This is a genomic window from Mesorhizobium sp. NZP2298, from assembly GCF_013170825.1.
Classification (GTDB): Bacteria; Pseudomonadota; Alphaproteobacteria; order Rhizobiales; family Rhizobiaceae; genus Mesorhizobium.
In genome coordinates, this window is sequence record NZ_CP033365.1 from 2,754,318 (window position 1) to 2,768,912 (window position 14,595).

General features: G+C 62.5%; 11 protein-coding genes. 7 read left to right on the forward strand and 4 right to left on the reverse strand.

Features of this window, described 5'->3' with window-relative positions; genetic code table 11:
- Both EB231_RS13325 and EB231_RS13330 read left to right on the forward strand, forming a co-directional pair.
- A complete protein-coding gene (locus EB231_RS13325; RefSeq protein WP_172349208.1) occupies positions 1–1,041 on the forward strand; it encodes a branched-chain amino acid ABC transporter permease in 1,041 nt (346 codons plus the stop codon).
- 4 nt (positions 1,042–1,045) lie between these two features.
- Positions 1,046–3,100 (forward strand): hydantoinase/oxoprolinase family protein, encoded by a 2,055-nt coding sequence (locus tag EB231_RS13330; RefSeq protein ID WP_172349209.1) that lies wholly within the window; start codon positions 1,046–1,048, stop codon positions 3,098–3,100.
- A gap of 182 nt (positions 3,101–3,282) precedes the next feature.
- Here the strand turns inward: EB231_RS13330 and EB231_RS13335 are convergent, their stop codons facing one another.
- The 3 genes from EB231_RS13335 to EB231_RS13345 all read right to left on the reverse strand — a co-directional run bounded on the left by EB231_RS13335 (position 3,283) and on the right by EB231_RS13345 (position 6,366).
- Positions 3,283–4,236 (reverse strand): ABC transporter ATP-binding protein, encoded by a 954-nt coding sequence (locus EB231_RS13335; protein WP_172349210.1) that lies wholly within the window; start codon positions 4,234–4,236, stop codon positions 3,283–3,285.
- Positions 4,233–5,159, reverse strand: a complete 927-nt coding sequence (locus EB231_RS13340) for an ABC transporter ATP-binding protein (protein WP_172349211.1) — start codon at positions 5,157–5,159, stop codon at positions 4,233–4,235. Before EB231_RS13340 ends, EB231_RS13335 begins: the two co-directional genes overlap by 4 nt.
- A gap of 241 nt (positions 5,160–5,400) precedes the next feature.
- Complete coding sequence (locus EB231_RS13345) at positions 5,401–6,366, reverse strand: LysR substrate-binding domain-containing protein (RefSeq protein WP_244735412.1); 966 nt, start codon at positions 6,364–6,366, stop codon at positions 5,401–5,403.
- Positions 6,367–6,573: 207 nt separating this feature from the next.
- Between EB231_RS13345 and EB231_RS13350 the strand changes: the two genes are divergently transcribed.
- The 5 genes from EB231_RS13350 (at position 6,574) to EB231_RS13370 (ending at position 12,988) form a co-directional block, all read left to right on the forward strand.
- Entirely contained in the window at positions 6,574–8,412 is a 1,839-nt protein-coding gene (locus tag EB231_RS13350; RefSeq protein WP_246740934.1) for an ABC transporter substrate-binding protein, read from the forward strand.
- Positions 8,413–8,513: 101 nt separating this feature from the next.
- Positions 8,514–9,521, forward strand: coding sequence for an ABC transporter permease (locus EB231_RS13355; protein WP_246740935.1), 1,008 nt, complete (start codon positions 8,514–8,516; stop codon positions 9,519–9,521).
- A complete protein-coding gene (locus tag EB231_RS13360) occupies positions 9,518–10,390 on the forward strand; it encodes an ABC transporter permease (RefSeq protein WP_056570727.1) in 873 nt (290 codons plus the stop codon). Before EB231_RS13355 ends, EB231_RS13360 begins: the two co-directional genes overlap by 4 nt.
- A gap of 18 nt (positions 10,391–10,408) precedes the next feature.
- On the forward strand, positions 10,409–12,079 hold the full coding sequence (locus tag EB231_RS13365; RefSeq protein WP_172349212.1) for a serine hydrolase domain-containing protein: 1,671 nt from the start codon (positions 10,409–10,411) through the stop codon (positions 12,077–12,079).
- A 111-nt stretch (positions 12,080–12,190) separates the two neighbouring features.
- Positions 12,191–12,988, forward strand: a complete 798-nt coding sequence (locus EB231_RS13370) for a M55 family metallopeptidase (protein ID WP_172349213.1) — start codon at positions 12,191–12,193, stop codon at positions 12,986–12,988.
- 234 nt (positions 12,989–13,222) lie between these two features.
- On the opposite strand, the gene EB231_RS13375 is transcribed toward EB231_RS13370, so the two are convergent.
- A complete protein-coding gene (locus tag EB231_RS13375) occupies positions 13,223–14,482 on the reverse strand; it encodes an amino acid deaminase (protein WP_172349214.1) in 1,260 nt (419 codons plus the stop codon).
- Between the last annotated feature and the right edge of the window lie 113 nt (positions 14,483–14,595).

The following is a 14,595-nucleotide window of genomic DNA, read 5'->3' on the forward strand; positions in this document are numbered from 1 at the left end:
ATGAACAATGATACCGCGCTTCGTCCGCTGCAGACGGCGGCCATCCTGATCCTGCTCCTGCTGACGGTGGCACTGATCGCGACGGCCACGCCGTCGGCCATGCAGCGCACCATCGTCGAGGCGATGATCAAGCTTGTCGTCGTGGTCGGCCTGTTCATCTTCGTCGGCAATTCCGGCGTCTTCTCCTTCGGCCACGTCGCCTTCATGGCGATTGGCGGCTACATGTCCGCCATTCTCACCTTGTCGCCGGCGCGCAAATCCGTCCTGCTCGACCTGCCGGGCAGCATCGAGGCGCTGCAACTGCCCTGGCCGGTCGCGCTGGTGATCGTCGTGCTCGCCGTCGGCCTGATCGCCCTGCTGGTCGCCTGGCCACTCTGCCGGTTGCGCGGCATCGCGCTGCCCATGGCGACCTTCGCCATGCTGGTCATCACCTTCGTCGTCGCATCGAACTGGCAGCAGGTGACCGGCGGACGCCAGGCACTCGTCGGGCTTCCCCGCTACACTGGCCTGTGGGTGGCTTTCGGCGGCGCCTCGGTCGCGATCATCGTTGCGGCGGTCTATGGTACGACACGCCACAGCCTGATGCTGCGCTGCTCGCGTGAAAGCGAGGTCGCCGCGGCCGCCACCGGCATCGACCTCGAGCGCGAGAGGCTTATCGCCTTTGTCCTCAGTGCCATGGTGGTGGCCCTGGGCGGCGTGCTGTTCAGCCACTTCATCGGCACCATCACCGCCAACACCTTCTATCTCGACCTCACCTTCGTCACGCTGACGATGCTGGTGGTCGGCGGCATGCGCAGCCTGACCGGCGCTTTTGTAGGCGTGGCCTTCATCTCGACCATCTCGGAACTGTTCCGATCCATCGAACGCGGCGTGTCCATCGGCGGGCATGTCCTGTCGGCGCCCCCCGGACTACAGGAAATTGCGCTCGCGGTGATCCTGCTCGCCATCCTGATCACCCGGCCGGCCGGCTTGCTTGGCGATCGCGAAATAAGTTGGCCGCAACGGTCACGGCACCCGAACACGACAAAGCAACAGGAATAGAATTATGTTCGTCGCCTGCATCGACATTGGGGGAACGTTCACCGACCTTGTGCTGTATCGCGAGGGCGCGGATCTCGAGATCCACAAATCGCCGACAACACCGGGAATGTTCGAGCGCGGTTTCATCGACGTGCTTGAGGTGGCGGCCAGGAGCCACGACATGGCACTGGCCGATTTCCTGTCCAAGATGAACATGATCGTGCACGGCACGACCGTCTCGACGAACGCGCTTGTCGAGGGCAAGGTCGCGCCAACCGGCCTCATATGCAACGCCGGTCATCCCGACATCCTTACGCTGCGCGAATCCCCGCGCAAGCGCGCTTTCAACATCAAGATCGATTTCCCCCCGCCCTATATCCATCGTAGCCGCACCTGCGAGGTTCGTGGTCGCATCGACTCGATGGGCAACGAGGTCGAAGGCCTCAACGACGACGACGTGCGCGCTGCCGCGCGCCATCTCAAGGCGTGCGGCGTCGAGGCGATTGCCGTGTGCCTGCTCTGGTCGATCGTCAATTCGACCCATGAGCGCCGCGTCCGCGAGATCATCGAGGAGGAGCTTCCGGGCATTCCCGTGACGCTCAGCCACGAGCTCAACCCGATCCCGCGCGAATATCGGCGCACCATATCGACAGCCATCAATGCTTCGCTCTATCCGATCGTCAGCGAATATGTCGGCAACCTCACGCGCGCTCTGAAGAAGGCCGGCTACGATGGCGAGCTCCTGATCGCCAACTGCGTCGGAGGCATGATGCCGCCGGAGGAGATCGTTGCGCGGCCGATCTACAGCGTGATGTCGGGCCCGACGCTGGCGCCGATCGCGGCGACCAGCCTTACGGACGCCAGCAACGTCATCGTCGTCGACATGGGAGGCACCACCTTCGACGTTTCGGCATTGCGCGACCGGCACCTCGTCGTCACTCCGGAGGCGACCTTCGGCATGGAGATGCTGGGCATACCGAAGATCGACGTCCGCTCGGTCGGTGCTGGTGGCGGCAGCATTGCCTGGGTCGATGCCGGCGGGCTGCTGCGTGTCGGCCCGCACAGTGCCAGCGCCGTGCCAGGGCCGGCCTGCTACGGCCGCGGCGGCACGGAGCCGACCGTGACCGATGCCAATGTCGTGCTCGGCATTATCGACCCCGACTATTTTCTCGGCGGTCGCATCAAGCTGGACCGCGCGAAGGCCGAGGCCGCGGTCGGCAAGATCGCAAGGCAATTGAAGATCGGCCTGATGGAAGCGGCTTACGCGATCTACACCACGACCAACCACAACATGATCGGCGCGATCGAGGATATCACCGTCAACGAGGGCATCGACCCGCGCGACAGCTATGTCGTCAGCGGCGGCGGGGCGACCGCCTGCCACATTGGCGACATGGCCCGCATCCTCGGCATCAAGAGTTTCATGGTGCCGCGCTTTGCGGCAGGGCTGAGCGCCTATGGCGGCCTGATTTCCGACATACGCTGGGAAGAGACCGGCACGCTGAACACCACCGACCGGGACTTCGACCTCGCCGGCGTCAACCGGCTGCTGGCATCGCTCAAGCGGCGGGGCGGGGCTTTCCTCAAGCGGTCCGGGCTCGATGCGAAATGGCAGCGCTTCGAATTCGCCTTTCAGGGTCGCTATCTCTATCAGTCCTGGGACATCGAGGTGCCGTTCGACCTGCCCGAAGGCAAGCTTGCCAAGGGCGCGCTCGCCGAACTGGTGGCTGCTTTCCATGCCCAGCACGAGCGTATCTACACGATCAAGGACGAGGCCGACACCGTGGAGTTCACCACCTGGAAGGTGCGTGCCATCGGCGATACTGGCGGCAAGGCGCGCCGCGGGTCGCCGCTGTCGCCCCAGCGAGGGAAAATCCGACCCAAGTCAAGCCGCAATATCTACCTCGACAAGGGTTTTCGCGAGGTCCCGGTCTACGACGCCAGCCTGATCGGCGCGGGCGCAAAACTGGAAGGCCCAGCCGTGCTCGAGCTGCCGACAACGACGATCCTGCTCCTGGACAACCAGAAAGTGCGGGTCGATGGGCAGGGCAATATTCTGGTCGATCTGGTACGGGAATAGAAAGCTGGCCAGCGGGCCTTCTCATAACCGCGCGATGGATTTCCTCGGTTCCTTGGAAGAAAGCCGGGAACTCCGCCTCTCCGCACAAACGAATGCCACACGGCGGAAGCCTCTTTGGCAACAAAGGGCAACAGACTCGATAGGCAGAGATGGTCTCGGCCATCTCTGCCGCCTGCGTAAGATCAGGCCGGTGATGTCTCGCGCACGAAATGGGTAGGCGAAACGGCATTCATCGGTAGGCGGACCGGGACAAAGTCAACGCCGCGTACCGCGCTGGGAATCTCATCCGACATCGGTTCGCGTCCAACCGGTCGTCGCGCCGGATCCGCTACGGGAACCGCCGAAAGCAGCTTGCGCGTATAAGGGTGTTGAGGATTGCCGAAGACCGATCGGCGGTCGCCGATCTCCACGATCTCACCCAGATACATGACGGCAACGCGATGCGCGATGCGCTCGACCACGGCCATGTCATGGCTGATGAACAGAATGGCGATGCCCATGTCGCGCTGCAGGTCCATCAACAGGTTGATGACCTGGGCCTGGATCGTAACGTCGAGCGAGGCGACCGCTTCATCCGCGATGAGGAGGCGGGGATCGAGGGCCAAAGCCCTGGCGATGCAGATGCGCTGCCGTTGGCCGCCCGAGAAGGCATGAGGGTAGCGTTCGAGATATTCCGGCGGCAGATGCACTTTTGCCAGCAGGCCCGCCGCCCGTTTCTGCAACTCACTGCCGCGCGCGATGCGGTGGACGCGCATCGGGTCGGTCAGGGCCTGCCCGATCGTCATCCGCGGATTGAGCGAGGAGAACGGGTCCTGGAAGACCATCTGCACCTCGCGCCGGAAGCCCGCAAGGGTTGCCCGTCCTGCGCCGATCATCTCCTTGCCGTCATAGCGAATGGCGCCGGACAAGGGCTTGTCCAATTGCATGATGCTGCGCGCCACGGTCGACTTGCCGCAGCCCGATTCCCCCACCAACGCCAGGGTCTCACCCGGGAAAATATCGAAGGAAACGCCCTCAACCGCATGAACCCGGCCGGCGACGCCGCCGAAGATACCGCCTCTCAGGTCGAAACGCGTAACAAGCTCGCGGACTTCGACCAAGGGCTTTCTGTCCGCTGCGAGCGGTGCGGCGCTCATGCCGAGACCTCCGGCTGCGAGACTTCGGCATTGTATATGACCAGCGGGAATTTCTCAGGCCCATCCTTGTCGGTCATGCTGCCCAGCCTCGGCACCGCCGAGATCAGCGCGCGTGTGTAGCGGTGTCGGGGGTCTACGAGGATCTGGTGCACCGAGCCTGATTCCACGATCTCGCCCTTCAGCATGACACAGACGCGATCGGCGATTTCCGCGACCACACCCATGTCATGGGTGATGAAAAGAACGGACATGCCGATATCGCGCTGCAGTGCCCGGACAAGGTCCAGAATCTGCGCCTGGATGGTGACGTCGAGCGCGGTGGTCGGCTCATCGAGGATCATCAAGGAAGGGCGGCAGGCCAAGGCAATGGCGATCATGACGCGCTGGCGCATGCCGCCGGACAATTGGTGCGGGTATTGGTCGAGCCTGAGAGCAGCGTCCGGCACGCGCACAAGCTTGAGAACATTCAGCGCGATGTCGCGCGCCTCGCGCGGCGACTTGCCCTGGTGTCTCGTGACCACCTCCGCAATCTGGTCGCCGACGGTGAACACCGGATTGAGGCTCGACATCGGGTCCTGGAACACGATCGAGAACTCAAAGCCACGGAGCCCCTCCATACGCTTTTCGGAAAGCTTTGCCAGGTCGGCTACACCGCCGTCCTTGAGCCTCATCAGGATGCGGCCGCCCGTGATCCTGGCGCCGTCATATTCTGTCAGGCGCATTACGGTCATGGCCGTGACCGATTTGCCCGAACCCGACTCGCCCACCAATGCCACCGTCTCGCCGCGCTTGATCTGGAACGATACGCCCTGAACAGCCCGCACCGCTTTTGTCGCCGTCGACCCGAAGCAGACTTCAAGGTTCTCGACTGACAGGATCACATCGTCGGGAAGGCTCGCGGTGGCGGCGGACTTGACGGTCAAAAGGCACTCCAGGCGCAATGGTCGCGACACCCGGTATCGAACGCAGTGAGCATGCGGGCTGTCAATAGGGCCCCGTCACCAGGTCGCCTGGAAGCCGTGCTTTGGAATGCCCCGGAATGCCTCGCCAGACGGCATCTGCCCCGTGATTGTCAGGCTTCCCGGTCTCTCCACCGGAGTTATGCAATCTCTGCATCGCCCTGTCGGATTTCGCATTAAACGCGCGAATGGGCCTTCGGTCCACTCAGCGCATGGTCAGTGTCGGATCAACCAGGTTGCGTCCGCGCGTCTGCTCCGCGGTTCGCGAGAGATATTTCCACAGCGCTTCGCCGTCCCGGCTGCGCGCGCCCACACGGCGGAAAATCCTGATCTCGATCTCCAGGGACAGCTGTTGTCCGCCAATCTGGATGAGCTCACCCTGGGCGATCGATTTCTGAACACAGATCTGCGGCAGCCAGACCACGCCTTGCCCGGCGATCGCCATCTGCTTCAGGCCTTCGGCAAGCGAGGACTGGTAGACGATGCTGAGATTGAGAGGACGCCGCCAGCGCGACTGGATGAGCGAGATCAGCTTGCCGAGATAGCCGTCGCTCCAGGAATAGGCGAGGTAGGGAATCCTGGTGCCCTCCGGCACATCGACATCGAAGAGCGGCGCTCCCGTCTGGTCGACACCAGACACCAGAACGAGGCGATCCCTGCCGATTTGAAGCGATTCGAAGGGTCCGCCCTCAAGGACCGGTGGACCGTCGGGGTGATCGTAAGTGATGGCGAAATCGCATTTGCCGGACGACAGGTGCTCGACGCATTCCAGGAAGTCGCCAGTGTGCATGCTGCTGCGGACCGGCGCATTTGGCAGTTCGGGCTGGCTGATCCACCTCGGAAAAAAATAGATGGCCAGCGTATGAAGCGCGGCGAAAGTGAGAAGCCGTGAGCTGGCGCCGGCGGCGTTGCGGCAGTCCGTCCGCAGGCGGTACATGTCGCGAAGCATTTCCTGGCAGCGCGGAACGAAAATGTTGCCCGCGCTGGTTAGGTGCACCGGATATGTACTGCGGTCGATAAGTTCGGCGCCGACCCAAGCCTCCAGCGCCTTGATGCGACGGCTGAAGGCCGGCTGCGAGATATTCCGGGACGCGGCGGCGGTCGAGAAATTCCGCGTCGCGGCGATCTCGAGGAAGTCTTCAAACCACGCCAGCTCCACAGTCGACCTCATGCATTATTCGCATAACTGATCCTATCTACGCATTGGACAGTGGCGCAAGCCTCCTCCTAGCTTTCGCACGCAACGATAAAAAGACCTCGAGTCAATTGTGGGAACATACTCATGAAAATGAAACGTGCCTTGGCACTAGCGTTCTGCATGGGCATAGGCGCTTTTGCGTCGCCTGCCGTGGCAGAAACCAAGAATCCCGGAACGTTTGTGTTTCTTTGGACTGACGATGTTCAGTCCTTTGATCCGGCCTACATTGCAAACACGCCGAGCTCCTACGGCGTGCTCAACGTCTACAGCCGCCTGTTGAATTACAACGGCTCCCAGATTTCCGAATTCGTGCCTTCCTTGTCGTCGGAAGTGCCGAGCCTCGAAAACGGCCTGATCAAGCAGAATGCGGACGGTTCGGTCAGCTACACCTTCCCGATCCGGAAGGGCGTCCACGCACACAAGGTCGGCATCAAGGGCGATGACGGCAAGATCACCTGGCAGTACTATGACGGGCTGAGCGACGAGCAGAAGGCCAAGATCGAGCCGGGCTATGGCGAGATCACCGCCGAAGACGTGCGTTACTCGCTGCTGCGCGCCATCCTGATGGGCCAGTCGTGGATGTCCAACGCCATCACCGAGGTGGTGACGGCGAGCAAGTACACCGACGTCGCCAAATGGGTCGAAGCCGAAGGCAAGGTGTCGGACATCAAGGATGCCAGCCCCGAAGCGCTGCGGAAGGTATATGACGAACTCGCGTCGCAGATCACCGTCGAGGGCGACAATGTCACGCTGAAGCTGCCGAAATCCTTCCCCGCCACGCTTGGCGTTCTGGCGCTGCCGTTCGGTGCCTCGATCGTCGACAAGGAATGGGTCGCCTCCGTCGGGGGGTGGGATGGCGACGGGAATACCTGGAAGAAGTACTACCGTCCCGAACTCGGCGACGATCCGCTGTTCGCCCAGGAAAACGGGACCGGTCCGTTCATGCTCGACGAATGGGATCGAACCGATCGCCGCATCACGCTGAAACGTTTCGACAATTACTTCATGGGCAAGGCCTCGCTCGAGCGCGTGGTCATGCGCACGGTTCCGGAATGGACCACGCGTCGCCTGCAGTTGCTCTCCGGCGATGCCGACTTCGTGACGACGCCCGTCGAGTTCCTGGACGAGCTCAGCAAGACGGACGGTGTCAAGGTCGTCGACGGCCTGCCCAAGGTGTTCAGCCGTGGCCTGTATTTCGCGTGGCCGCTGGATGATGCCGACAACCCCGCCATCGGCAGCGGCAAGCTGGACGGCAACGGCATTCCGCCGGACTTCTTCTCCGACATCGACGTTCGTCAGGGCTTCAACTACGCCCAAAACTACGATGCGCTGATAAAGCAGGCGCTGCTCGGCAAGACCGTGCAGGCGCGCGGTCCCACAGTGCGCGGCATCATGGGCTACCGCGCGGACTCGCCGATCTACAGCTACGATCCGAAAAAGGCCGCGGAGCACTTCAAGAAGGCCTTCGGCGGCAAGCTTTGGGATACCGGCTTCACCTTCACGGCCTATGTGCAGGAAGGAACGCCGCAAGGCACGGCCGCACTTTCCGCGCTCCAGCAGGGACTGCAGCGGATCAACCCGAAGTTCAAGATGAAGATCCAGTCGCTGCCCTGGGCCTCCATCTCGGACAAGCTCAACAATCGTGAAAAGCCCGCTTCGCCGCTCACCTACATGGGCTGGGGACCGGACTATTCCGACCCAGGTGGTCCGCTGGGTGCGGCGACCTACTATCTGTCCCCGACCGGTCTTGTCGGTGGCATGCTCGGCCAAGGCTACCGTGACCTGATGACGGAGAAGTTCAAGCCGCTTCTCGACCAGGCCTGGGCCTCGAGCGATCCTGCCGTGCGTGAGCCGATCTATGCCAAGCTGCAGGAGATGTCCTACGACTATGCCACCACGCAGTTCCTCTGGGAGGACTTCGGGTACATCGTCACCCGCAGCAACATCGACGGCTACGTGCACAACATGATCCTCTACGGCGCCTGGGATTTCTATCCCGTCACCAAGAAGGCCGACTAGAGAGCTTCGGGTTTCGCCGGGTGCCATCGTCGCCCGGCGAAACGGCTATTCCTCATGGTGCGGATGCTGATGTGCTGAACTACGCTTTGCGGCGGCTCCTGATGTTGCCCGTCGTTCTCTTCGCCCTGTCGCTGATGCTTTTCGCGCTGCAGATGTCGCTGTCGCCGACACAGCGCCTGGCGGCGTACGCGCCGTCCCCGGATTTCCTCAAGGGCGGCCAGGACAGCATTCGCAGGATGATCGAGCAGTATGGGCTGAACGATCCCTTCTACATTCAATACGGACGCTGGATCGGCAATATCCTGAGCGGCAACCTGGGCTGGTCCGAGACCGCGCGCCAGCCTGTCGCTCACGCGCTGGCTTCCCTGCTGCCCGCGACGCTGGAACTGGTCCTGCTGGCGTTCATTCCCGGCTTTCTGCTCGCCATCTACCTGGGCTCGCGGGCCGGCATCCATCTCAACCGTTGGCCGGACCATGTGATCCGCATCTTCACCATCCTGGGCTGGTCATTCCCGGTCTATGTCTTCGGACTGCTGATGCTGCTGATCTTCTACTCCGCGCTTGACTGGTTCCCGCCCGGGCGCCTCAGCCAGTGGGCCCAGGCTGCCGTCACCTCGCCCGGCTTCACCCGCTACACCGGCGCGAACACGATCGACGCGCTGCTCAACGGCAATCTGGCCATTTTCTGGGATTCGCTCAGGCATCTCGCTGCCCCCGTCATCACCCTGACCTACGTCAATCTTGCCAACATGACGCGTGTCATGCGCACGTCGATGCTGGAGACGCTGCGCCAGGACTATGTCCGCACGGCACGCGCAAAGGGCATGCCCCGGCGTGTGGTGGAACTGCATCACGCCAGGCGCAACGCGCTGCTTCCGGTCACGACGATCGCCGGAATGGAACTCGCCGCCATGATGGGTGGCGTCGTCATCACCGAAACCATCTTCGACTATGCGGGCCTCGGCCAGTTCGCGGCCAAGACGGCCGCCAACCTGGATTTTCCGGCCGTGCTGGGCTTCGGGCTCTACTTCGCGGTCGTTCTCGTGGTGCTGAACCTGGCCGTCGACATGATCTATCCGCTGCTCGATCCGAGGGTAAAGACGCGATGAGAGCGCTTGGCTATCTGAAGCGTAATCCGATCTCGCTGGTTGGTGTGCTGCTGTTGCTGGCATTCGTGCTGATCGCGATTTTCGCGCCGGTGCTTGCACCGCCGCAGGAATTCCAGATGTCGGTATACGACACGCCGAGAGCGGGTTTCCTGGCGACGCCGCAACCGCCGTCGCCCGAGGCGATCTTCGGAACAACCGAGGGCCAGTACGACATTTACTACGCCGTGATCTGGGGCACCCGCACGGCATTCAAGATCGGCCTCGGCGTCGTCGCCATCTCCGTGCTGATCGGCACGATCATCGGATCGCTCGCGGCCTTTTACGGCGGCATCGTGGACGAAGTGCTGATGCGTATCGTCGACGTCTTCATGGCGGTTCCCTTCCTCATCGCCGCCATGGTCCTGACCGCCCTGCTCGGCAAGGGACTCGGGCCGATAACCGTCGCGCTGACGACTTTCGGATGGATGGGTTATGCGCGTGTGGTGCGCAGTGAAATCCTGCGGATCCGCGAGATGGATTTCGTGAATGCGGCGAGAAGCTACGGCGCCGGCGATTTCAGGCTGATCGTATTCCACATCCTTCCCAACGCGTTCTTCCCTGTGCTGGTTCTGGCTACCATGGCGACGGGTTCGATGGTGCTCACTGCGTCCGCCCTGAGCTTCCTCGGAGTGGGCACGGAGGAAGGCTACGCCGATTGGGGGCAGTTCATCGCCTATGCGCGCAACTGGATCGTCGGCCAGCCCGGCAATCCGTTCCAGTACTGGTACACGCTCGCCTTCCCCGGAGCCGCGATCTTCCTGTTCGTGCTGGCGTGGAACCTCGTCGGCGACGCCTTGCGCGACATTCTCGATCCCCGCCATACAAACTGAAATCAGGGAGTATCCCCCGTGTCTTCGCTTTCCCCCCACGCCATCGAGCTTCTTGAAGACCTTATCCGCCACGAGGTGGAGGACAAGGCGATCCCGTCGATCTCCTATGCTCTGGTCGACAGGGACGGCCTCATGACGCACGGCCACATACAGCGGCACGATCGCCACTTCGACATGAAGGACGACACCTGTTTCCGCATTGGTTCGATCACGAAGACCTTCACATCGGTTGCCATCATGCAACTCGTGGAGAAGGGACTGGTCGACCTTGATGTCGATGTCTCGGAGTATCTGCCCGGTTTTCACCCGGTCAATCCGTTCGCCGGGCGTGAAAGCGGACCCCACGGCTCGCATGTCAGCCTGGGCAAGCTCATGAGTCACACCGCCGGGATCGTGCGCGAACCCAAGAGCGGACATTATCTGGATTCACACAAGCCGCCGCTGGCCGACACCGTCGCCGAGCTTGCCACATCCACGTTGAAGCAGGATCCCAGCGCCGGCATCATGCATTATTCCAATGCCGGCATTGCCGTGGTCGGTATGGTGATCGAGCGGGTGACGCGAAAGAGCTACTCCGACTACATCACCGAGAACATCCTGAAACCGCTGGGCATGAACGACACGTCGTCAGGCATGGCCCCCGGTATCCGTGAAAGGCTGGCGCCGGCCGACATGTGGACGCTGGACGGGGACAGCCCAGCGCCGGTGTTCAATCTGGGCGGATCGCCCGCCGGCAACATCTTCTCCACCACTTCCGATATGGCCAACTATACGCGGTGCCTGCTGCGGGGCGGCTTCGCGCCCAACGGCGATTCCATTGTCAGCCCCGCATCGCTGCGCAAGATGTGGACCCCGATCGGCAAACGCCCCGAAGGTCACAACAAGGACCTCAACGGGTATGGGCTGTGCTTCGGTGTCGGCGACATGGACGGGTGGACCTCCGTCGGCCATGGCGGCGCGGTTTACGGCTATGCGTCACAGATGATGCTCCTGCCGAGGGCCGGCTTCGGCGTCCTGATCTTCGCCACGCTTGATTTCGCCAACCAGATAGCCTCCCGGCTCGCGGGCGATGGCTTGCGCATCGCCCTTGCCGATAATGGCATGGGGCGCATGCCGCTTCGCAGCCAGACCCCGCCGCCCATCACCGAAGACCAGTTCGCAAGCCTGCCCGGCCTCTATCGTCATGAGGTGGGCGGCGAGGTCGTCGAGGTGAAGAACAAGGACGGCAAGCTCTATCTGATGGGGGAGGGCGTGCCGCTGCAGATCCGTCCGGTCTCGGGCAACGACTTCGTCATCGACGGACGCATCTACGGTCGCGGCGCCGACTACGCGCATATGAATCTCTCCTTCTCCAAGGCCAACCAGCTAACCTGGAAAGGAGCGAACTGGTCGCGTGTCGATAGTCTGCCTGTCGAGAAGGTGCCGCCGGAGATCGCGCCGCACCTCGGCGAGTACGGCCCGGATTTCAACATCACCTATCTGACCTACAGCCACGGCCAGCTGAAATGCCTGATCGAGTATTTCTGCACCCATACCTGCGAGCCCGTGGATGCCGGCCGGTTCCGCATGCACGGGCTGCTCTACGAGGAGGAGATTCTCGAGCTGGACGCCGTCGACGACAATGGACGCCGCGGCATTCGCGTCGGCCCCATGTTCCTGGAGCGGCGACGGGCTGAAATGGCAGCCTGAGACGCCTCGGCCCGGGCAGCCATCGCTGCGCGGGCCGCCTCCACCGCACGAGCCAGGACGCCATTGAAGCCGCCTGCGCGGTGACCTTCTCTGAAATCGAAAGGCAAGCACATGAAAGTCTTTATCAGCGCCGACATCGAAGGCACGGCGGGCATCACCAACTGGGACGAGGCGCGCAAGGGCAATCCCGACTATGCCGAGTTCCGGGAATACATGACCGACGAACTGGTCGCAGCCTGCGAAGGCGCCAAGGCGGCGGGCGCGACCGAAGTCGTCGTCAAGGACGCCCATTCGACGGCGCGCAACCTTATCCTGTCCAAGCTTCCAGCCTATGTCCGCATCGTGCGCGGCTGGAGCGGCCATCCTGATGCGATGATGTTCGGCATCGATGACACCTTCGATGCCGCTCTCTATACCGGCTACCACAACAAGGCCGGCACCGACACGAATCCGCTGGCACACACGTTGACCGGCACCGTGTCCAGGATGCTGATCAACGGGGAGGTGGCATCCGAATATACGTTGAACGCGCACTGCGCCGCCCGTTACGGCGTGCCTTCGGTCTTTCTGTCTGGCGATGCCGGCATGTGCGGCGAGGCGAAGGCACTGGTGCCCGGGATATCAACCGTCGCAACCAGCGAAGGCTTCGGACCGGCGACCTCGTCCCTCTCGCCTCAAGGCTCGGTCAAGGCCATACGCGAGACCGTGGAGGCCTCGCTTTCGCGCGATCTGTCGAAATGCCTGCCGAAGCTGGCCGACCGGTTCGAGCTCATCGTCGAATACACCACGCCTATCGAGGCCTACAGGGGAAGCTGGTACCCGGGCATCGAACATCCCGCCGCGCGCACGCTTCGCTTCGAGGCGGACAATTTCTTCGACATCCAGCGCGCGATACGGTTTGTCGTATGAGTTGGAGCAATTCCAGGAAAAGTGTGAGCGGTTTTCCGTCCGGAATTGCCTCAAAAACAAAGAGATAGAGCGTTTCGCCGTTTCCGTGAAACGGCGAAACGCTCTAGCCCGCCAGTGTGATCGACTTGTTTCCGGCGCGGCCCGTTCGATCGTCGACGGGCTGTTGCGACATGTCGTCGGAGTAGAGTGAAGTTGTTTCGACGGCTCGATGATCGCGGTGTCGCTGGCTTCCGATCAGAAATAGGTCTTGAGCGCGCCGACGATCTCATAGGCATCATCGACCAGCAAAAGAATCTGCCATTTGTCGAAGGTTGTGCAGGGATGCGACACGCCCAGTCCGATGCGATCGCCGACTTTTACCGAAACCGTCGCCGGAACGCGCATATAGGCGTGCTGGTCGTTGCTTGCGAAGATCTCGCAGCCCGCCAGTATTTCGGGCGAACCACCCTCGCGCGAAATGAGCAGAGGCACCGGCAGTCCGGCGTCGGTTCCGAAATCCCGCTTGCCGGCGGTCAGGATGGCCAGCCCCGGTTCAGGGCAGGACTGGACATGGGTCCACACTTCCAGCGCGTTGACCAGGCCTTCGTTCTCGCCGGTCGCGGCGAGGATGCGCTTCTGCTCGGCCTGGTAGATGCCGCTGTCATGGCTGACATAGCAGCCGCTGCGCGTCATCACCTGCGCGCCGCTGCCGGAGAGGCGATCGAGCACGATGTCGTAGAACGACGAACCGCCGGCCGTCACGATCGGTGGCGCGCGCTCAAACAGGTTTTCGCCGGCACATGCTTCGTAGAGTGCGCCGATCTCGTCGACGAAATCCGCGACTGCCTGTGCCGGGCCACCGTCCTTCGGCTTGATCAGTCCCTCGAAAGCCTCGACGCCGCAGAGCCGCAGTTGCGGCGCCGCATGCGCGGCGCGCGCGACCTCGAGCGCCGTGTCGTTGTTGCGGCAACCGGTGCGGCCGCCCGGATAGCCGCGCTCGACCAGCACCTGGATCGGCCGAGAGGCCGGTCCGGCGCGTCCAACCGCCTCGCTCGCCAGGCGCACGGCATCGAGGCTGTCGATCAGCATGTAGAAGTCGAGGGCGGGCGAAGCGTTCAGCTCGGCGACCAGAGCGTCCAGTTCCAGCCGTCCGACAAGCTGGTTGGCGAGCACGATGCGATCGATGCCGAACCGACGGCAAACCTTCATCTGGTGCAGCGTGGCGACGGTCACGCCCCAGGCGCCGTCGCGCAATTGCCTCTGCATGATCTGAGGGCACATCGTCGTCTTGACATGCGGCGCGATGACCGCGTTGCGCTTCGCGAGAAAACGCTGCATCCAACGCGAATTGTGGTCGAGCGCGGCTTCCCTGATGACCGCTGCCGGCAGTGGAACATCACCGCGCAGGAGGTTCCAGCCCATCGAACCGACATCATGAAGACGGACCGCGGCGCCAGGCGGAATGGCCTTGGTGGTTTCGTCCAGCACCAGATCGTCGAGCGGGTGAAGATGCATGTGAATTTCCGATTCTGTGCCACCCGCCGGAGACCGCGTGAATGCGGCTTGGCGCAGCTCTTACATGGTCCAGGTGCTTGCGGAAATTATATAATAGTTTGATGATGAGAAAA